The 18803-nt window shown below is 35.7% G+C and carries 21 protein-coding genes; 5 read left to right on the top strand and 16 right to left on the bottom strand.

The features are described from left to right. Positions 1 to 78: 78 nt before the first annotated feature. Positions 79 to 933 carry a DMT family transporter gene (locus tag AC52J8_RS07190; RefSeq protein ID WP_086399535.1) on the top strand — a complete coding sequence of 285 codons (855 nt, stop codon included), beginning with the start codon at positions 79 to 81 and terminating at the stop codon, positions 931 to 933. 56 nt (positions 934 to 989) lie between these two features. On the opposite strand, the gene AC52J8_RS07185 is transcribed toward AC52J8_RS07190, so the two are convergent. The 9 genes from AC52J8_RS07185 to AC52J8_RS07145 form a co-directional block, all read right to left on the bottom strand. Continuing rightward, positions 990 to 1253: a hypothetical protein gene (locus tag AC52J8_RS07185; protein WP_032005906.1), complete on the bottom strand. Its 264-nt coding sequence runs from the start codon at positions 1251 to 1253 to the stop codon at positions 990 to 992. A gap of 164 nt (positions 1254 to 1417) precedes the next feature. Further along, positions 1418 to 2524 (bottom strand): minor capsid protein, encoded by a 1107-nt coding sequence (locus AC52J8_RS07180; protein ID WP_086399536.1) that lies wholly within the window; start codon positions 2522 to 2524, stop codon positions 1418 to 1420. Positions 2525 to 2707: 183 nt separating this feature from the next. After that, complete coding sequence (locus tag AC52J8_RS07175) at positions 2708 to 2950, bottom strand: hypothetical protein (RefSeq protein WP_140157910.1); 243 nt, start codon at positions 2948 to 2950, stop codon at positions 2708 to 2710. Between the two features lie 566 nt (positions 2951 to 3516). Continuing rightward, positions 3517 to 4089: a lysozyme gene (locus tag AC52J8_RS07170; protein WP_086399537.1), complete on the bottom strand. Its 573-nt coding sequence runs from the start codon at positions 4087 to 4089 to the stop codon at positions 3517 to 3519. A gap of 177 nt (positions 4090 to 4266) precedes the next feature. Further along, the gene (locus AC52J8_RS07165; RefSeq protein WP_086399538.1) at positions 4267 to 4467 is read right to left on the bottom strand and encodes a hypothetical protein; all 201 of its coding nucleotides are present in this window, start codon (positions 4465 to 4467) and stop codon (positions 4267 to 4269) included. Between the two features lie 177 nt (positions 4468 to 4644). Beyond that, positions 4645 to 5103, bottom strand: coding sequence for a hypothetical protein (locus AC52J8_RS07160; protein ID WP_086399539.1), 459 nt, complete (start codon positions 5101 to 5103; stop codon positions 4645 to 4647). Between the two features lie 290 nt (positions 5104 to 5393). Next, positions 5394 to 5663, bottom strand: a complete 270-nt coding sequence (locus AC52J8_RS07155; protein WP_086399540.1) for a hypothetical protein — start codon at positions 5661 to 5663, stop codon at positions 5394 to 5396. Between the two features lie 300 nt (positions 5664 to 5963). Continuing rightward, positions 5964 to 6338: a TonB C-terminal domain-containing protein gene (locus AC52J8_RS07150; protein ID WP_086399541.1), complete on the bottom strand. Its 375-nt coding sequence runs from the start codon at positions 6336 to 6338 to the stop codon at positions 5964 to 5966. A gap of 151 nt (positions 6339 to 6489) precedes the next feature. Next, the gene (locus AC52J8_RS07145) at positions 6490 to 6720 is read right to left on the bottom strand and encodes a hypothetical protein (protein ID WP_005068685.1); all 231 of its coding nucleotides are present in this window, start codon (positions 6718 to 6720) and stop codon (positions 6490 to 6492) included. A gap of 266 nt (positions 6721 to 6986) precedes the next feature. Between AC52J8_RS07145 and AC52J8_RS07140 the strand changes: the two genes are divergently transcribed. The 3 genes from AC52J8_RS07140 to AC52J8_RS07130 all read left to right on the top strand — a co-directional run bounded on the left by AC52J8_RS07140 (position 6987) and on the right by AC52J8_RS07130 (position 10680). Then, entirely contained in the window at positions 6987 to 7709 is a 723-nt protein-coding gene (locus AC52J8_RS07140; protein WP_086399542.1) for a type 1 glutamine amidotransferase, read from the top strand. 113 nt (positions 7710 to 7822) lie between these two features. Further along, complete coding sequence (locus tag AC52J8_RS07135) at positions 7823 to 8338, top strand: hypothetical protein (protein ID WP_032007659.1); 516 nt, start codon at positions 7823 to 7825, stop codon at positions 8336 to 8338. Positions 8339 to 8490: 152 nt separating this feature from the next. Further along, positions 8491 to 10680, top strand: coding sequence for a TonB-dependent receptor family protein (locus AC52J8_RS07130; RefSeq protein ID WP_086611575.1), 2190 nt, complete (start codon positions 8491 to 8493; stop codon positions 10678 to 10680). A 74-nt stretch (positions 10681 to 10754) separates the two neighbouring features. On the opposite strand, the gene AC52J8_RS07125 is transcribed toward AC52J8_RS07130, so the two are convergent. Beyond that, complete coding sequence (locus tag AC52J8_RS07125; RefSeq protein ID WP_032005889.1) at positions 10755 to 11306, bottom strand: TetR/AcrR family transcriptional regulator; 552 nt, start codon at positions 11304 to 11306, stop codon at positions 10755 to 10757. Between the two features lie 692 nt (positions 11307 to 11998). Here AC52J8_RS07125 and AC52J8_RS07120 point away from each other — a divergent pair. After that, positions 11999 to 12334, top strand: coding sequence for a PIM8 family immunity protein (locus tag AC52J8_RS07120; protein WP_086399543.1), 336 nt, complete (start codon positions 11999 to 12001; stop codon positions 12332 to 12334). Here the strand turns inward: AC52J8_RS07120 and AC52J8_RS07115 are convergent. From AC52J8_RS07115 to AC52J8_RS07090, 6 genes are all read right to left on the bottom strand, one after another. Beyond that, complete coding sequence (locus AC52J8_RS07115) at positions 12315 to 12875, bottom strand: chorismate mutase (RefSeq protein WP_197738986.1); 561 nt, start codon at positions 12873 to 12875, stop codon at positions 12315 to 12317. The two genes, AC52J8_RS07120 and AC52J8_RS07115, sit on opposite strands and share 20 nt — an antisense overlap. Positions 12876 to 12953: 78 nt before the next feature. Continuing rightward, positions 12954 to 13637, bottom strand: coding sequence for an SDR family NAD(P)-dependent oxidoreductase (locus AC52J8_RS07110; protein ID WP_057076854.1), 684 nt, complete (start codon positions 13635 to 13637; stop codon positions 12954 to 12956). Between the two features lie 9 nt (positions 13638 to 13646). After that, on the bottom strand, positions 13647 to 14408 hold the full coding sequence (locus tag AC52J8_RS07105) for an SDR family NAD(P)-dependent oxidoreductase (protein ID WP_057076857.1): 762 nt from the start codon (positions 14406 to 14408) through the stop codon (positions 13647 to 13649). Between the two features lie 7 nt (positions 14409 to 14415). After that, positions 14416 to 15102: a glutathione S-transferase gene (locus AC52J8_RS07100; protein WP_057076855.1), complete on the bottom strand. Its 687-nt coding sequence runs from the start codon at positions 15100 to 15102 to the stop codon at positions 14416 to 14418. 226 nt (positions 15103 to 15328) lie between these two features. After that, on the bottom strand, positions 15329 to 16348 hold the full coding sequence (locus AC52J8_RS07095) for a Csu type fimbrial protein (protein ID WP_086399544.1): 1020 nt from the start codon (positions 16346 to 16348) through the stop codon (positions 15329 to 15331). Continuing rightward, positions 16339 to 18798 (bottom strand): fimbria/pilus outer membrane usher protein, encoded by a 2460-nt coding sequence (locus AC52J8_RS07090; protein WP_086399545.1) that lies wholly within the window; start codon positions 18796 to 18798, stop codon positions 16339 to 16341. The genes AC52J8_RS07095 and AC52J8_RS07090 overlap by 10 nt, the downstream gene beginning before the upstream one ends. Positions 18799 to 18803: the final 5 nt, after the last annotated feature.

The following is an 18803-nucleotide window of genomic DNA, read 5'->3' as shown; positions in this document are numbered from 1 at the left end:
TAACTCGTTAATCACTGTCCTTAATAACCATTTTATCACTTCGTATTTCTTAGGTATTACGCACTAGGAGGAGGTTTTATGCGCCTAAATAAACAGTTGCTTGCGTCACAAAGTGCGACATCCACTTTCGTTTTACTGTGGGGAAGTGCTGCGATTTTTACTCGATGGGGGCTCGACAGTGCCTCACCTATAGCATTATTAATTCTGCGTTTTGCCACAGCTTTGTTTGTTCTGTTCTTAATTGCTATTTTTAGAAAAAGACTTTTACCTAAGCATGGAACTCGAAAGCAAGTTTTATTAACTGGACTACTGATTATTGCAGGTTATTCAATTTGTTATTTTAAAGCCATGGCTCACGGAGTCACTCCTGGTTTAATGGCCACAATCATGGGAATACAGCCAATCTTGACGCTTTGTCTTTTAGAAAAGAATTTACAAAAAGAGAAATTATTAGGTCTATTGATTGCTTTAGCCGGACTCATCCTTTTAGTGTGGAAAAGCTTAACTATGTCTTTTATCGCTCCAATCGGAATATTCTTTGCTTTAGCAGCACTGATCTGTATCACTTTTGGTGCCATCATGCAAAAAAACATTCAACAAGCCCCTACAGATGTTTTACCGCTCCAATATGTAGTTAGCCTTCTAGTTTGTTTATTTATAGTTCCATTTGAACATTTTGAAATAACGTGGAATTCACAACTCATTATTTCGGTGTTATTTCTTGGAATTTTAATTTCTGTGGTTGCTCAACTTTTACTTTACCATCTTCTAAATCAGGGCAATCTTGTAAATGTAACAAGCCTATTTTATTTAGTCCCTGTTGTTACTGCACTTTTAGATTTTTTAATTTTAAAAAACAAGTTGCCGCTTGCAGGCTTAATAGGCATGATTGCGATTTTAATAGGCTTAACGCTTGTATTTAAAAAGAAATAACTCATTTAAGGTACATTATAAAACCCTCGACTGAGGGCTTTATGCTGAGTTAAAGACTAGTCTAAACTTTTCCAATCTTTACCAATTTGAGCTAATGCTGGCAGTTCATCGCTATTAAAAACATTAGAATTACGATCAATAGCAAATCGATAGATGGGCACAGAATCAGCTTGAGTTTTTTTATAGAAGCTGAAATTTTCAGTAATATGGTAATTGCCGGCTTCTGTAGATTTTACAGCTGTTCCTGATGGAATATGAATATAACTTTCACATTCCACTTCAATATTATTTCCAGCAAGATCTTGGTAGGAAAATTTCATGTTTTGATCCTTTCTAAATTTTTATGATTGAGAAAAACTTAACATGCTATCTGGCTAGATTATTGAAACTTTTTTCAACTAATTGTTTAAGTGTGTGTATTTAGTTAAAACTAAAAAAGTTGTTCAAGATAAAAATCCTATTTCTAGTACTTCTACTCTCTCTCTCACAATCCCAATACTTTAAAAGCTCGCTCATCAAGTTCTTTAAGCTCCTCAAGTGTATATAACCGTCCTTCTGGGTCAAAAAACTTATTAAAGTCAAATTGCCCTTCTTTATATAGTTGATATCTTTTAGGCCCTAACCACTCTTTTTGAAAAAAATCATCTGTTAGTTTAAAAAACTCTTTAAATGACATATTTGCATCTAATTGGCCAATTAATTGTTCACGTTCATTTTTAGGAATATCCCTAAATTTTCTCTCATCCATAATGAAGGCTCGGCTGCCGACTAGCTGACCATCTTCATGAGTTGGAACTAAAATACTGCGGCAATGAGGATGCAAAGGCGGAACTTTTTTTGTAGGATCATTGATATTCCACACACTACTATCAAGGGCTGCACATACTTTTGAGGTTCTACCATCAAGCACACTTACAAATCTAACATATTCAAACTTTAACTGTTTATAGCTGTTTAAATAAGCCTGATTGGATATATGACTTCGAATCGTACGCACAGTTCGCTCAATATCAATCTTAGAGCTATTTAGTAGTCCATCTTCATATTTAAGGCGTTTAGTCCCTAGAATCCTTTGAATAATTTGTTGATTCGTCGCTCCAGTATTGAGGCCATCCCGAATTGCATACTCCACTCTTTGACGGGCGACCTCTGCAATTGTAGAAAGTAACTCATCCACCAATGCTCCACCTGCTAAAGGAACACGTTTAGCAGCTTTATAGAGCTGTTCACCTTTTAATTCTTTATGTTTGCCACCAAAAACTTTTGACATATATTTGGCTTCATAGACAGCCAATGCCACAGCAGAGATGGTAAAAGTTTCAATGAGCATATTGTTAGTAGTATTAAACCACTGAGAAATCAGTGCACGTATCTCTTTTAATGTAGCTGTTGAGTAAAGCCCACCCGCCAATGCGGTTTTTTCCTTTTCATTTAGCTCATCTAACAGGTTACTTAGTTTAGTAAGCATGTTAACTGTTTCGGAATTAAACAAATTAAGAAGTTCATTGACCGATCTTGAAGATGCTCGATATAGATAAGCTTGATGTTGAGTCAGAACATCAAAAAGTGATTTCTGATGAAGATTAACCATAAAAATTACCTCTACAGAATTGCCCTTTTTATTATTTTCTATTTGTTTGTCTTACCTTATGTAATTTGCTTATTATTAATATCTCTAGAATAAGTTATGACTAACAAGTGTACCTACGTAAAGTTATTTAGCTAACAGCTTATCCTTGTAATTTATATCTTTATAAACTTGTCTCGTATCTAACTACACCATCTCTTTAATGCTGAGTAAAACAGCATTACTCGGAATATTTTTAAGTATTTTCTTTTGTTGTTTTCGCCATTCTTTATGAAATTTTTTATCAGATTGTTCGGAAAAACTATCTCTATGCTTCTGACAATCAGTATCTTCTAAATTTGGTGATTGTATACATGGCCAATTGTTTAATTGAGGTGTTAAAACCGCATTACTCATCAATGATAGTTCTTTTAATCTAATTAAATTCATATTTACTTCCTTGCTTATATCTGGCTCCTGATGTCTTCAATATGTTCAAAACTTTATATTGAACCTTTAAAAGATAGCTATTGTTTTATTTCCTAAGCCAATCAGAACCTACACAAATACCACATCCATAAAAATGCAAAGTGCAAGTTTTGTGTATTGATTTACCAATGATGTAACTTGCTATACGCCTGAATAAAATAAGTTTAAATAGAATAAAAAAGCTATTTATAAGGTTTTCTTCTCAGTTACTCCAATTTCAGATATACTGACCTTAGTATGAGATGAGCCTTATATAGTTCATTGGTAGATCAATGAATGACTAAGCCCTTCGCTTTCGAGCAAGGGCTTTTTTAATGCGTGTAATTTAGAAAAATTACTTTGATCTGACTCAGCAATTCAGCCCTCGGTTTGCCTTTACTGAGCAGGTCTGTTAGATTGGTCTTGTTCACCAACTCCTATTGTTGATGAATACTGAAGCCTGATTCGTAGCATCAGGCTTTTTTATGCCTAGATTTTATAAAGATCGGAATAGCTTTTCTGATAAAACCCTATAAAAATTAAAAAGACTATGATCCTAAAAACAATTTCTTTTCAATAGCGCGGCGTCTAACCAATCCAGCCAAACGCTTACCACCTGCGTTTACCCATACATCAAATTGGTTTGCGGCCCCTTTGTAATCTCCTGAATTTAATTTTTTTAATAAGGTCGATTTTTTAAAGGCTCCTGCGCCGATGTTATAACTCAGAGAGACTAATGCGTCGAATTGATTTTGCGTTAAAGGAACTTTTACAGCGCCATTGACTGCACGCTCAAATATTTTTAAATCATGCTGCATATATACTTTGGCCTGCTCAAGAGTACATGTGTCACCTTTTTGAACGCTCAAACCATGTGGGTATCTGGTTGTGCCATAACCAATGCTCCAGACACCTATGCCATCATCATAAGCACTGAGTCTTAATCCTTCAAAATTACAAATACTGTTTACCCCTACCTGACTCAGAGACATCTCATCTACCGCAAAACCAATTTCCTGATCGCCATTGTCTGTTGCTGTAGCAATCGAGCTATTTGTAGCAGCACCTGACCGAGACTGAGTAGTAAAAAGCTTGCAAAGATAATCCAATATTTTTTGCATCTAATCCTCTGTCATATTACTTGTTCTAGAAACATACAACCTCATATCTCTAAACTTCTTGCCTAGCTCTCATTTTTTAATTCATTAATGATAATTTTTGAATAATATCTAGAGTTTGTTGTTGTTCAACCAAATACGCTAGAAATTAAAATGCCCAATATAAAATTGGGCTATAGATTATTCTTCGACTTCTATAGGATCGCCATCTTCAGGTCTAATATGCCGCTCACCATCATCTGCTGGATCGACACTAGAGCCATCTTTGGTAATGGTGTTATAAAACTCATCCTCTTTTTTATCATCGATGAATTCTTCATCTGCAAAATCAAGGGGCTCTTCATCATCATCAAAATTTAAGGGTTTTTCTTCATCTATCATGAGATTTATCCTTTACTTCATTTGTGTCATTTCATGCTCAAATAATTAACAGATATATTCAACATGAAACAATCATCATTTATGTAACAGACACTTTAAGATACATATAACAAAGAAAACCGCCTTCAAAGGCGGTTACTAAGCTCTAAATTGTTACGGATAATTGGCTTATATATTTTAAGAAAGTAGTTTATTATTTTTAATATAATCATCTGATTTAAAATAATTAACAATCATTTCTGCATTTTCTTCTTTTACAGGTAAAGTAGTTACTGGAATATTTTCATTTACCATACTAAAGCCTTGAGGGACCAACTGAGAAATAGGAGGAAATTTAGCTTTACCTCCTTCTGTGATTCTTTCAATAAATCCTGCAAGCCATAAAATAAACTCACCTTCATTATCACACTTAGGCATAAGACTAAAATCAATTTTTACCGAGCATTGCTCGATGGGCTTGGTTAAGCAGTCTTCAAAATTAATAAAATTATACTTTAATTTGAATTCAGTACCTTTTATCGCATTACGAATAAGCCCAACCAAACAATTTAAATTTTCTATTACATCATCAGAAAACAAGTTGTTATTTTTAATTTTTTTATAAACCTTATCTGCTATAGCTAGATATTTTGGCATCGTAACCTCCTATCTTCTCATGCGTATATTTATATACTTCTTTAAACTATTATTTTTTTATGTAAGATAGGGTAAAACTCATAAACTAAATGTAAGAAATACCAGGTTTTTGAAATTTAATCGTCAATTAAACATCAAAAACATTTAAAAATGTGAAGTAATTAACATAAATAATCTATATATAAGAAGATTTTGAAAAATTTTCTTTCAATTTTTCATATTATCGAGAAGTGCTTTAAATAAAATCTTAGCTCTATTTAATATTTGAACTGAATTTATTCAAAGAAATTCTAGTTTTTATTATTTTCAAGGTGGTTCAAAATACTACTAATTTTTAAAAGTAAATAACCGAACAGCAAACCATTAAATATAATAAAAAGACCAACTGTTACCATTTGTGTAGACCACACTCGAATAATATCTAAATTATCATTTCTAGTTTCAACTTGCCCATATGACAAAATAAAGGCTATTCCTAAAATAATTCCAAATATAATTAGACACCACGCTACAACTTTCGTTGCTTTACTTTCAGTATGAGGCTTCTTTACTTCACTCATATTTTTACTTACAACTCTTACGAAATTATTTATTTTCTATAATAATTTTTCATTCTTTTAAAGTTCTGTTTATGTTACCTTTTGATATTAATGTAACAAATTTTTATATTTTTTTAATATATAAATAAAATGTCTTATTTTCTGACTACACTGAAATGTTAGATTCTACTTTTGAATTTAGCTCTTAAAGATCAGTTCAATATAGCTAAAACCTACTATATCAATACTATAAATATCTAAAGAGCAGATTTAACTTACTCAAAATTATAAATCTGCTCTTAGTATTCAAACATAACTGATTTATTTTACCTGAAACTTAATATTGAATTTTCTTGCTTGCTTTCTTACCTCCGGATTAGAGGGTAAAACAAATGGACTAGAACGCCAGATAGCTTTTTCAATACTTGTTTTAAATTTTTGCTCTTCTTTATCTAAAAAGATAATTTGCTCAATTTCGCCAGTATCCGTTAAAAAGACTTTAACACTTGCACTCATACCTGTAGAAGACTTGGGAATATCCCAGGTTTTATAAATTTTCTTTTGATATTGTTTTTTATATTTTTCAGCCTCTGAAATAATTTTATTATCTGCCACTGGCACAGGAGTGACTTGTTTGTGACCTGTGGCACACCCAACTAACAAAAATAAAGAAGTAACAATAGTGAAGTTTTTCATTTAAAATACCTTATTTTCAATAACTAAAATTTAACAGTTTAGAATTTAAAAAACCACCCAAAAGGTTGTATTAATCATTAATTATTATGAGTTAGCAAAGGTGTTAAGCCACCTTTGCTCTTCCCTTTTTTTAGTTAATATTTTATTTTCATTAAAAAGGAACTTCATAACGAAAATTTAGATTTGAATTTTCTGATATATTTATATTATAGACATCTCGATCAGTGAAAATCCCGTGTTCAGGTGTTTTAAAACTATTAAAAGCTTTATTCTCTGGAACTATTGGAGGTTTATTCAAATAATTTTCTTGAGAATTATATGGAGATGAAGCACAACCAATCAGCCCAAAACCCAATAAAGATATAACTAAAAATGTCTTCATAAATTTTGTCCACTTTGATAAAAGCTACACAATTTAACAAATTGAACCGCTATTGTCACATCAGAATAATTTAGTTTAACTTAACAATAAATATATCGCATGTATTTTAAAAACAAAAAATTAATTCCAACTTCGATGAAAACAAATAAAGCTGGCCCATATAAGTTTTCAAAACTGGATGTATTAAAGGCCCTATTCTACTTTTAATATTTCCTTGATTTTTAACCAATGATCTACCTATTAATGTTTAGATTTTAAGGATTATTATGCGGCTACATTTTATTGTTCATGAAGATTTTGAAGCGCCTGGCGCATATGAAATTTGGGGCAAAATGAATAACTTCAAAATTACCTATTCAAGAGTGTATTTAAATGAAGTTTTGCCAAGTTCTGTTGAAGATATCGACTTTCTTATTGTAATGGGTGGCCCACAAAGTCCTGATACTACATTAGAGATGTGCCCTCACTTTAATTCATTAGCTGAACAATCAATCATTAAAAAAGCGATTGAAGCAAATAAAGTGGTTATTGGGGTATGCCTAGGATCTCAATTGATCGGTGAAGCTTTAGGGGCCAAGTTTGAACATAGCCCTGAGCGAGAAATTGGTAAGTTTCCAATTATGCTTACAGAATACGGAATAATACATTCTAAGCTTTCTCACTTAGGAAAAATGACCGAAGTTGGCCATTGGCATAACGACATGCCAGGTTTAACTCCCAACGCGAAAATTATTGCTTTTAGCGCAGGCTGTCCAAGACAGATTATTGAATATTCCAAATTAGTTTATGGCCTACAATGTCATATGGAATTAACTTCAGAAGTAGTTGAATTACTGATTCAACATTCAGAAGTCGAGTTAAATGATGCTCACAATTATAAATTTGTGAATACTCGTGAAGAATTACGGAAGCATGACTATCAAGAAATGAATCAAAACCTCTTTATTTTTCTGGATAAATTGAAAGAAGAATATTCAAAACGATCTTAAAAAAATGAGTGTAAAAAGCCTTTTTAAATTGGCTTTTACGCTCCACTACAGATCTTATTATTTACCAGTTGATCAAGCATACTTGAAGTCAAACCTTCAAAAATCAAATTTTAATGTTACAATACAGTGATTTACTCAATTTCAATTGGACTCCCAAAGAAATGAATAGATTTTTATTAACTTTTTTATCTTTAAATATTGGGCTTTTTTCTTCTTCCATCTTTGCTGAAACAAACACATTTCAAACGAAACAAGAATATAACCGCCCTAGATTTAATCAGCATAAAAGTATGCTTGAAATAAATGCTAACACTCAGAACCCTCAGCTGACTGAACAGCAAAATTCATTTAATTCTCCTCATTCCCAAAACGTAGATTTTTTTGAAATTGCAAAACAATATCAAGAAAATGAAGCAAAGCCTTCTTCGTTTACTGATGAAACAGTGAATATGAGTGATCATGAGCGTAGCCTTTACTACATGAGACATCATGATAATGTGGGTATTCAAAGAGAAATTCGTGGTCAACAGTTTAAATCGCTAAAACAACAGCGAGATAAAGGTGTTATTTCTAATGATGTATATAAAGAAAAGGTCTACAAAATCTTAAATCAACCTAACTTTAAATAAATTTGAAGCCCTCTTCGGAGGGCTGTTCTGTGAAAATGATTAGTGAAAAGCTATGTTTAGTTTTTCTAAAAAACTTAAATTACATTTATAAAATTTTGTTACTTTTTCGCTATAATGATTATAATTATCGTTTAGGATTTCGATACATCAACATGGACCGCTCATCTGCTCTTTTACTCCCAAATTTTAAGTTCAAAGTTTCTACACTTAGCTATGCAATCGGACTAGCTTGTACTTATTTAGCACTTCCTGCACATGCCGAAGATACAATCACTAGTGCATTACCGACTATTACCATTAAGGCACAAGGTAACTGGTTAGAAGAAGCAAATGCAGAAACTGTTCACAAACATGCTGGCGCTCGAACTATTATTGACCGTAAGCGTTTAGATGAAACGGCGGCAACTTCACTGCGCGAAGCTCTAAAGCAAGTTCCTGGGGTTCAGGCTCAAGACAGTAGTGGAACAGGCGGTAGTGATGTTTCTCTCAATATTGGGGTTCGTGGTTTAGCATCTCGCCTATCACCTCGCTCAACAGTTCTAGTCGATGGTGTTCCGCTTTCATTTGCACCGTATGGTCAGCCACAGTTATCTTTGACACCTGTTTCAATTGGGAATATTGAATCAGTTGACGTTGTGCGCGGTGCGGGATCGGTTCGTTTTGGGCCTCAAAACGTAGGTGGAATTATTAACTTTGCTACTCGATCAATTCCTCAAGATTTTAGCGGAACTGTTAGCCTAACTTCAGAATATGCATCTGGTACTGATCAAGTAAAACTGAGCCCTAATTTATTTGTGGGGGGAACTTTAGATAATGGTTTAGGCCTTGCCCTTCTATATTCAGGGACCAAAGGAAACGGTTATCGAGAAGCAAACAACAAAATTGATATCGATGATGTAATGCTAAAGTCTGCTTATCAATTTAATGATAAAGACTCGGTTGCTTTAAATCTGCATCACTATGAAGGTTGCGGCGAAATGCCAGAGGGTTTAACTCAGGCGCAATATGCTGAAAACCCGTATCAATCTTCTGGTGAAAAAAACTATTTTGCAGGTCGACGTACAGATGTCTCTTTACGTTATAACCATAAAGATGAAAAAAATAACTTCGAGGTTTTGAGTTACTACATCGACTCTTTCCGTACTAGTAATCTTGAGACTACACTAGCGAATGGGCAAAAACGCCTCGATTCTGCTCCACGCGATTATAAAGTCTATGCAATTGAACCGCGTTACTCTCGCATTTATGAACTTGGTAATACTCAAAATGAAGTAACGGTTGGCTATCGCTATTTAAAAGAAGAAAGTTCTGAATTTGCAGGACGTACTGCATCTTATGCAGCAGGTTCATCAGTGCCAGATTTTGCTCCGCGTAGTAGTAGTGAAGGCGGTACTAAAGCACATGCTGTATATATCGACAACCGTATGGAACTCGGCCGTTGGACCATCACACCGGGTGTTCGTTTCGAATCAATTGAAACCCATAATAACTTCACAGGTTATAACAAAGGACAACCTAATACTGTTTATCCAAAAATTGATTCAGACGAATTTTTACCAAGTTTATCCGTGATGTACTCAGCAAATGAAAACTGGAATATATTTGCAAACGCAGGCGTATCGTTCGGTCCACAGCAATACAGTCAATTAGCTCGTCTTGAAGGAACAACCGCAACGGCTACAACCGAAGGCTTACATCCTGAAAAGTCGAACAACTATGAAATTGGCACCAAATATTTGGGCAATGGTTTAAATGCCGAATTTACCGTGTTCTATTTAGACTTTGATAAAGAGCTTTCATTGGTTCGTGATGCTGCTAATAACGGAATCTGGACAGATTTAGGGGCAACCAGCCACAAAGGTGTCGAAACAGGTATTAGCTATGATTTCGGACAATTGTCTGATGCACTGGAAGGCTTAAAAGTATATGGAAACTATACTTTCACCAAAGCAGTGGCTGAAGCTGGTCAATTTAAAGATAAAGACTTACCATTTTACTCGCGTCATGTCGGTAATGTTGGGTTAGGTTACACAGTAGATAAATGGTCTTTAAATGCGGATATGTTTGCTCAATCTAAGCAGCATTCACCAGATCTTCCAGATAGTAATGTCTATCAAACAGAAGAAACTGCTGATGGTAAATATGGAGATATTCCGGGTTACACCACTTTTGCGCTACGTACCTCTTATGACTTAAGTTCACAAGTTAAAGGTTTAAAAATCGCTGGTGGAATCAAAAATGTCTTTGATAAGCAATATTTTACTCGCTCAACAGACTCTACTGGCGGTAAGTATGTAGGACTGCCACGTACGTTCTATCTACAAACATCTTTTGATTTTTAAAGCTAAACCAAATTGAATAAAAAGCCCTCTTCGGAGGGCTTTTTCATAAGTTAAACACTAGAATATGGATCAATTTAAGCGAGCGTTGACATAAAATATTCTAATAATTTATCCCTTTCATCAGTACTATTCGCACTTAAAAGCTGGGCCATTGCCCCATCAATCACAAATAAAAACATGTAGGCATCTTCAACTGTAGCGTTAACTTTTACAGTTAAAAGGAATTTATGAATTTCTTTAATGAACCAGTTCCGGTAGTCAATCACGATTTTATAGGCCGCAGGATAAAGCTTTTCAATTTCAAAAATGGCTTTAAATGGTAAACGATAAAAGCCTTCTAAGTTTGCATGTAAAAAGTAAACTTTCTTAAGTTTATCGAATGCCATGAGTTCACGGTACGAATGAATAATTGAAAACACCTCATGTTTTAATGCATCTGTTTGAAAAGTTAAGCTCATCTGAATAAGCCTTTCTTTGGAGTGAAAGTAGTTATAAAAAGTGGCTTTGGGAATTTTGGCTTCTTCAATAATTCGATCGATCCCAATATAAAACCCATATTGTTTAAACAAATCTCTTGCCGCATGTAGCACGCGAAGTGCTCTAAATGATGCTTCTAAATTTGGCATTTTTATACCGTTTAAAATAATTTTTTTGTTGTAAGTAAATGAGATAGAAATGCTGTCACTCTTAAATTGAGCGTTAAAAACAGGCATGCAAAAGCGGCACAAATAATGGTGTGCTCGCCTATCTCAGGTTTATTGTTGCTATGATTTTTTAGTCGTAAGGATTCTTAAGGTATAGAAAACCTAGAGCCGATTAAACCGTTTGAAAGACTGTTTAAATGGAATAAATAGAGAGATTTTGGCAGAGGCCAATAAAGAATAAATAGTACGCATAACGGCGGACTCCTTTTGATTTAGAAGAGTCTTACCAATTACTGTCAAATAATGGTGGCAAGACTAGAAGGGTTGACAGACTGGTACAAAAGGAAACCAGCGCACGCAAGCGTGCCCCTCCTAGCCTTACCATAAAGGCGTGACTTAGGAGAACGCACAAAACAAAATAATACGTTGTTGTGCGCCTTTTGTACCAGCTCTGTCAAAAGCTGACTGGCAATGTGGCCAGCAGGCAAAGGATAATCGGAGAGGTTTTGGGTGTCAATGTGATATTGGCTAGAAAACAGTTAAATAATTATTGTTTTTCATCGAATTAGAATATTTAATTAATTGGTTAAAAATTCATTATTAGCTTGTCTTTAGTTAATATGAACGACAACTTAATTATAGATTTTCATCACTACTTTAAAATAAGGATAATTATGTTAGACCTAGACGAAATGAATGGAAATTTTTTTAATTTTGATCAAGTAGACACATTCAAAATAGAACATGACCATATAATGAATTGCTACAATCTTGTTTTGATTCTATCTAAAGATTTACATGATCCTTCCGCCCCTAAATTCAATGTATGCTTTAACCATATTTCAGACTTAAGTATGAATGATAGTTTTAGACATAATTTTCAACAATTCCCTTGCTTACTTATCGAAAAGCACAAAAATCAGTGGGAAAATGTTAATTATGAAATCAGACAAGTGGAAGATGAAGACTTAAGTTTCAAATGTAAAAGTTTTACTGCTTTCTTAACTTAATTTTATTTAATGCCTCACATAAAGCTTTTTTGTCGGCTTCTTTAAGTTGTGGATGCTGAACAGGCCACATATAGCTACAGCCATGAGGCGCATTGTTATGATTTTTCTTAAGTTCAACGGCAATATTTTTTAGAAGCTCAGTGTTTAGAGAACTAATTTTTAAACGTACTTCTGCTAAATCTTGTGGCTTCCAATTACTTTCAGGACTCGACAACCAATCTGCGCGATAGCGATACTGAATGGCCTTGGCTACATTCATTTGCGTCACAATAAATGGCTTTAATGTTTCGCTATTTAAGCCAAAAGATTCGGCTTCAGAAAGCGATTGATCCAGAACTTTCTTCTCTTGAGTTAAATCTTCGATAGGTAAATGCTGCTCTGCTTTATAACCTGCAACATCCTTCATATAAGATAAGCGTTCGTTAACTAAACGAGCAGTTTGAGTGTATTGTGAAGCTTGCGCGAGTGAAGAAAAACACATAAAAGCTGCCAAGGTCGACACTACTTGAACCGTTCGCTGAAAACTCTTTATATTCACCATTTAAAAACCTACCGAAATTATTGTTCTATGATCATTTCAGATCAGTACTGTATTTTAACAATATGTAAAAGTAAAACTTCAAGATAGGCTAAGTTCTTGGCTCCATGCAGAATCAGGTTGCTGATAGATGTGTTGGCATACTTGCTTGAGAGATGAGGTAAAGTGCTGGTTTTGCCCTTCCCATTTTTCAATCATGCAATAACTAACATGAATGCCTTTGGGTTGAAACTCTCTCGCCAATGACTGCGATAAAGCTCGAATGCTAGCAAACATGCTTTGGCTTAACACATCGTAATGGGTCGAGTGATTAGAGGGTGCGCCAAGAAAAATAACTGTGCCCCGCTGTTGTTTAAGCATAGGTTTAATCACAGCTTGAGCGACACTTACTGCACTTAAACCTGTGGTCTGCCAACTGTGTTCAATCTCTTCTAAAGATAAAGCTTCAATATTGGGCGAAGATGAAAAACTCGGCTGAAATACACAGAGTTCAATGGTATGCCCGTGTTGTGAAATATAACGCAATAAGCATTTTAAGTGATCTGCATTCACTAAATTTAAATGTACTGCTGTCACGCCATCATTTATAGAATGTATTTTCATCTTTTGCGCGGTTGAATCATGCACAACTTGATAAAGATGTAATGGAAAATGTGCGTTTTTATCTAGAATTACAAAATCACGCTCAATCAGTTGAAGGTCATGACCAGCCACTACAACACAGCCCTGCTTTTTTTGAAATTTTTGAAATATTTTTTTTAGCATTTTAGTCTCTCAAAATTTTTCTTGATAAGGGCGTAAATCCAACTCATGTGTCCAGAGCTGAGGTGTTTGTTGGTAAAGCATCCAATAATTTTCTGCAATTGCATCAATATTAAGTCCGCCAGTGCCACGCGTAAGACGAGCTAACCGCCCCAGACCAAATAATGCTTTATTCACTCTATCGCCATCGACCATGCCATCAATAATCACATGAGCAATATGGATGCCTTGTGATTTATAGATTTGGGCTAGATTTAAGGCATAAGCTCTTAAGGCAGATTTTCCCATTGTAAAAGCTGCGAAAAAAGGTTTGCCGCGTAGAGACGCACTCGCACCTGTAAAAATAAGCGTACCGTGATTTTGATCTTTAAAAATTTTTAGACAGCTTTGAGAAACTAAGTAGGCCGATAAAAAAGTGGATTGCCACATTTGAGTAAAAAACGACAATGGACTGCGTAAAAAGATGGAAGGAATATTCCCTCCCACATTATGAACGACAGCAGTAATGCGCTCGTTTTGACTAGTAATGGTGTCAAACAAGGCTTGTACTTGGTGTATATCTTCTGCATCTAAACGAAACGCTACAGCATCTCCACCATTGGAATGGATTTGGGCAGCCACTGCTTCAATTTTCTGAAAAGTACGCCCAGCAACATAAACTTTTAAGCCTTCTTTGGCGAAAAGACGACACACCGCTGCACCAATACCTTGTGATGCCCCGACGCCAATAACAACCGCACAATCTTGTTTTTTATCTAATGTTGCTGATGTCATAGACATTTCACCCTGTTTGTTTTTTATACCATAATGCAATAAACGGACGATTCAAAATTTCTTTACTAAATTTTTTACTGGTACGAATCACTTCACCGAGTTGAGCAACTACAGCTATATCTGCAATGGTTTGGCTGTTTCCAACTAACCATTCACTTTGTGATAAAACCTGCTCAATACGGTCGAGATGTCGGATAAATTCTTCTTCAACATTTTCAGCTTTCATACGTCCTAAGCCTTGAAAGAAAAGCTGCGTTTTTAACTCGGCTAAAATAAAACCTTTTACCATCGGCTTTTCATAAGCTGGACGACCAATGCTACTAATGCGAATCGATTCATCTAAAGCTTCTGAGTCATTTACGCGTAAATAGACTTCATAAAAATAAAGAGATTCATCTGCCCAATCTTCCCAAAGTTCAGCAAGCGCTTTTTGATTTGGATCTTCAGGGTAAAGCCGAGGTGTGTCTGGAAAGGCTTCATCTAGATAGCGCGCGATTCGAGTGCTGTCTTGAATCCTCTGACCGTTATGGTCAATGACAGGTACTTTGCCCACCTTACTTAGCAGAGGAACTTTCGCTCCAAGAATGCCGTTATAGTTAACTGTGTCAAATGGAATTCCTTTAAATTTCAGAACTCTTGAAATTTTTTGACAGAATGGGGAAATTTCCCATTGATGCAAAATAATATTCGACATTTATTCACCTTTATTTTTAATTGCCTTTTATCTAGTTCTTTTTTAGAACTAACCAATAAATATACACAATGCTTTTTTAAGTCAAACTGTTTTTGATGACGAACAAGTTCCAAAAGCTAAGAATTATTTGATTTTTATTATTTATATCTTAACAATTTTTAAGCAATATACTTTGAATTATAGGGAGCTCTGCTATAAAAAGAGCTCCTCATATAAATTTGAAAGATTAATAAGTCACCGTAACGACAACACTATCAGAATAGACACCAGGTCTACTTGCGATGGCAGTGCCTTGCGGAATCTTTCCATACACAGTAGTCGTTTGAGCGCTTCCTGTACCTGTTTTTGAGACTCCCCCTGTTCCCCCAACATTGGTTACGCCTCCCGTTGCATCCCATACCGTACTATAGTTAGAATCTTTATATAGCTGATAGGGAATAAATTCATTATTACTATTGATCATACGCCTAAAACCCCCAGCTATACGGTTATTGCCGTCCCCTAAATAAATACTGTATGGCGTTCCAAAATTACAGGTTGTATTCACTGCCCCTTGCGCTGTGTAATCACGCTTAGTCGTACCAATATCATTAATATTTCCAAAATCTACAGTTGAGGTTGAGTTTAATTGGCACAGGCTTGGGACCACAAAGTTTGCTGTTAGCAATGTATCGCCTGAATCCCAGCCACCAAGTAAATCACCACATGACAAACCCAAAAGATCCATATCCCAATACAACCGAACCGAAGCTGTATATGTTCCTTGAGGGTATGCAATAAGAGACCCCGTTCGAGCTGGTACTTTTATATTTACCGAGTAGCTCACAATATTATTTGATGCGACTGTTGCTACTGGACCATACCACACATTGGAGGTTTGGTTTGTGGTAGAAGACCCAGCTCCGCCTACAGTTGCAGTAACTGTATAGGGTAATGAAACACTGTTAATTGCATTTGTGGTTCCCGTAAATACGGTTTTCATACACATGAAATTAGAAATCTGGGGAAGTCCTAAATTCGTACAAGTAATTGTTCCTGAAAGGTTTACGGTTGCATCACTATTAATATTTGCTGCTGTGTAGGTAAACGTATTATTTGTGGTCCCACTTACCGTACAAGCTGCATGTGCCGGACTAAAAAATGCATAAACAAGATAAAATAAGCAAATGCCTACAAAGTATTTTAAAAACAATGGAAAAAACTTATAGCTCTCTATTTGAGCCTTATTCATACTATTTAATGACATACATAAGGTCCCAATTTTTTGGTTGAGTACTGATTACTGTTATATGTGAAGACAACTTGGCATGAACCATGATCTAGAAGATCGACTTCAAGTTTGTTTTGTTTTAACAGGTTTGGAATAAATACTTCACCGTCGTACCCAACCATCCCATTTTGCTGACCATTAATTCGAACGGTATAACCCGGCATTAACGGTGAATTTTTTTGATCAACCAGTTTTACTAATCCTGAAATAACCTGATGAGCACCAAAGTCAACCAAAGTTCCTTGACGATAACCCACGACTGTTTTTTGATCTGTAGATTTAACATTCCAATTCAGAGGAAGATACGATGGATCTAAATAAATATGGTTCACTTGATATGGCATAAAACTAGGAATTAGAAATCTTCCAGACTTGTCAGTTTCTCCCAAATTGACCCCGCCATTTATAATTTGGCTTTGTGGCCCGGCATTAGTTACAACCGCATAGCCCTCTCCAATTTCATTGGCCGCAAAGATACGTCCCGCCGCCGCAACCAATGATCCTGTCGCCGAAACTGCAACCTGATCATTATCCCCAAATCGGTTATATCGCCCTGTCAGGTAAGCTGCTCGTGCTCGGTAAGACGCATAGACAGATGCATTGTTTTCATTCGCATCCTGATCACGCTCAACATAACCACCCCAGCCAAATGAACCAATTTGGGGTTCTGACAAACCGAATATTTCTTGGCGATACCGTAGGCTACCGCTGTCACTAGATACACTCGTGATCGCATTAACTTTACTAGATGGGGTATATCGCAGCGCAAAGTAAATCCCATAGTCCTTGTGGTTTTCATAATCTTTATAAGCTGATGCATAAAAACCCCAGTTCTTGTCCAGACTTCCACTTAAATTGGTAGACAGTAACTTGTAAGAGTTGTCACTATATTTAATCTGGTTATAACCCAGATAAACCCCATAGCCTGCATAAAAGTTATAGTTAATCCCTGCCCTAAAAATCTCATCTGCCAGTGCGCTGTAGTTCAGGTAGTTCTGTAACTCGGCATTGATCTGGTTATCTTTTAAATATCTAACTTGAGATACACGGGCAAGGTCAAAGTAGTTATCAAATACTTTGCGGTAACTGGTGTTAAATGAAATATTTTTACTGATGCGCCCTTCTAAACCCAGCAAGGCAGAATAACCGTTTTCATCTTTATACTGGCTCGCTGCAATGTCAGCATTGATCACCCCAATCCCTAAAACATTCTTGGCAAATCCTGTACCGAGGTTCGATAGACCATCTGTTGAAGCCTCTGCACCGCCACTTAAGGTCAGTGAGTTGCTGTAGCCGTATCGAATCGCACCTGAGGCAAAGGTGGCATCATCATAATCGTTTGAATACAGCCCATAGTTATAACGTGGAACCCCCACATCTACTGAAAACTCATTTATACCTTTTGCCAGAATCTTGGAGGAAAAATAGTACGGCTTCTTGGTAATGCTCTGCTGTCCCGTTGCATCGGTAGTCACCAGTGTGACTTCATTTCCTGAAATAAACGGAAGCTGTTTAATATCAAATGGACCAGATGGCACTAACCCTGAATAAATCTTTTGCTGGTTGACGTATAAATCCAGTGTTGAAGGCAATGCTGCCGAGCCGGAAAATTGTGGTAGCGCCGAAGTGACAATATCTCCACGTTGGCTATAAGCACTCGACCACTGAAAACCGGCAAGACGGACACTGCTTCCCCAGTCTGAGCTATTGGAAATAAAGTCGCCTAGGGTATATATCCTGATCTTTTCAGGGTCGACATATTGCCACTTACTTTCTAAGCGCACCCACTTTTCATGACTATAACTATTTTCATTACTACCGTTATATAAAACCCCTGATGAAAAGTTACCGATTGCACTGTTAAAGATCCCTTCTGCTGTACCTGAGAAAACATTCTCATCATTGGTTATGGTGTTATACAGACTGTAGTTCAGAATGGCTGCATTTAAGGGTTTCATCTTTAGCAATTGTGGGCTAGTGATCTGCTGGCCATTTAAGTCAACTGAGTAACCCGTTAACATGTTCGGCGGAACTTTTAAGTTTAGAGACTGCTCATTTTCGAGATATTTAAACTGGATTCCGTTTAGATCATTAATACACACCCACTGGTTATCAGGGATATGTTCATCTATTTTTATTCTTAAAGTTCTTAAGGCACTAGAACGAATATATAGTTTTCCATCCTTAGATTGCTTTACAGCAACCAAATCTTCAGAAGCATTTGAGTTAATCGAAATATTTAAAAATAGCTGGATGAAATTAAGATCTTGCTCCTGCTCATTCGTTCCTACTTGTGTATATCTACTATCGTTACCTATAGATTTAGGAACACTGGGAACTGCAGTATTCGTATGATCTAATAACTGTTCGGCAAAAGAATATGCAGGAAAATACGCAACACATAAGACACCTATAATGTATTTCATATAAG

It is taken from the genome of Acinetobacter sp. S-1, from assembly GCF_059579785.1.
This window is presented reverse-complemented; position numbering and strand designations above follow the sequence as displayed.

What these genes read in the sequence shown, in the direction of transcription:
- AC52J8_RS07190 (WP_086399535.1), top strand. Translation starts at nt 79, where the DNA reads ATGCGCCTAAATAAACAGTTGCTTGCGTCACAAAGTGCGACATCCACT.
- AC52J8_RS07185 (WP_032005906.1), bottom strand. Translation starts at nt 1,253, where the DNA reads ATGAAATTTTCCTACCAAGATCTTGCTGGAAATAATATTGAAGTGGAA.
- AC52J8_RS07180 (WP_086399536.1), bottom strand. Translation starts at nt 2,524, where the DNA reads ATGGTTAATCTTCATCAGAAATCACTTTTTGATGTTCTGACTCAACAT.
- AC52J8_RS07175 (WP_140157910.1), bottom strand. Translation starts at nt 2,950, where the DNA reads ATGAATTTAATTAGATTAAAAGAACTATCATTGATGAGTAATGCGGTT.
- AC52J8_RS07170 (WP_086399537.1), bottom strand. Translation starts at nt 4,089, where the DNA reads ATGCAAAAAATATTGGATTATCTTTGCAAGCTTTTTACTACTCAGTCT.
- AC52J8_RS07165 (WP_086399538.1), bottom strand. Translation starts at nt 4,467, where the DNA reads ATGATAGATGAAGAAAAACCCTTAAATTTTGATGATGATGAAGAGCCC.
- AC52J8_RS07160 (WP_086399539.1), bottom strand. Translation starts at nt 5,103, where the DNA reads ATGCCAAAATATCTAGCTATAGCAGATAAGGTTTATAAAAAAATTAAA.
- AC52J8_RS07155 (WP_086399540.1), bottom strand. Translation starts at nt 5,663, where the DNA reads ATGAGTGAAGTAAAGAAGCCTCATACTGAAAGTAAAGCAACGAAAGTT.
- AC52J8_RS07150 (WP_086399541.1), bottom strand. Translation starts at nt 6,338, where the DNA reads ATGAAAAACTTCACTATTGTTACTTCTTTATTTTTGTTAGTTGGGTGT.
- AC52J8_RS07145 (WP_005068685.1), bottom strand. Translation starts at nt 6,720, where the DNA reads ATGAAGACATTTTTAGTTATATCTTTATTGGGTTTTGGGCTGATTGGT.
- AC52J8_RS07140 (WP_086399542.1), top strand. Translation starts at nt 6,987, where the DNA reads ATGCGGCTACATTTTATTGTTCATGAAGATTTTGAAGCGCCTGGCGCA.
- AC52J8_RS07135 (WP_032007659.1), top strand. Translation starts at nt 7,823, where the DNA reads ATGTTACAATACAGTGATTTACTCAATTTCAATTGGACTCCCAAAGAA.
- AC52J8_RS07130 (WP_086611575.1), top strand. Translation starts at nt 8,491, where the DNA reads ATGGACCGCTCATCTGCTCTTTTACTCCCAAATTTTAAGTTCAAAGTT.
- AC52J8_RS07125 (WP_032005889.1), bottom strand. Translation starts at nt 11,306, where the DNA reads ATGCCAAATTTAGAAGCATCATTTAGAGCACTTCGCGTGCTACATGCG.
- AC52J8_RS07120 (WP_086399543.1), top strand. Translation starts at nt 11,999, where the DNA reads ATGTTAGACCTAGACGAAATGAATGGAAATTTTTTTAATTTTGATCAA.
- AC52J8_RS07115 (WP_197738986.1), bottom strand. Translation starts at nt 12,875, where the DNA reads ATGGTGAATATAAAGAGTTTTCAGCGAACGGTTCAAGTAGTGTCGACC.
- AC52J8_RS07110 (WP_057076854.1), bottom strand. Translation starts at nt 13,637, where the DNA reads ATGCTAAAAAAAATATTTCAAAAATTTCAAAAAAAGCAGGGCTGTGTT.
- AC52J8_RS07105 (WP_057076857.1), bottom strand. Translation starts at nt 14,408, where the DNA reads ATGACATCAGCAACATTAGATAAAAAACAAGATTGTGCGGTTGTTATT.
- AC52J8_RS07100 (WP_057076855.1), bottom strand. Translation starts at nt 15,102, where the DNA reads ATGTCGAATATTATTTTGCATCAATGGGAAATTTCCCCATTCTGTCAA.
- AC52J8_RS07095 (WP_086399544.1), bottom strand. Translation starts at nt 16,348, where the DNA reads ATGTCATTAAATAGTATGAATAAGGCTCAAATAGAGAGCTATAAGTTT.
- AC52J8_RS07090 (WP_086399545.1), bottom strand. Translation starts at nt 18,798, where the DNA reads ATGAAATACATTATAGGTGTCTTATGTGTTGCGTATTTTCCTGCATAT.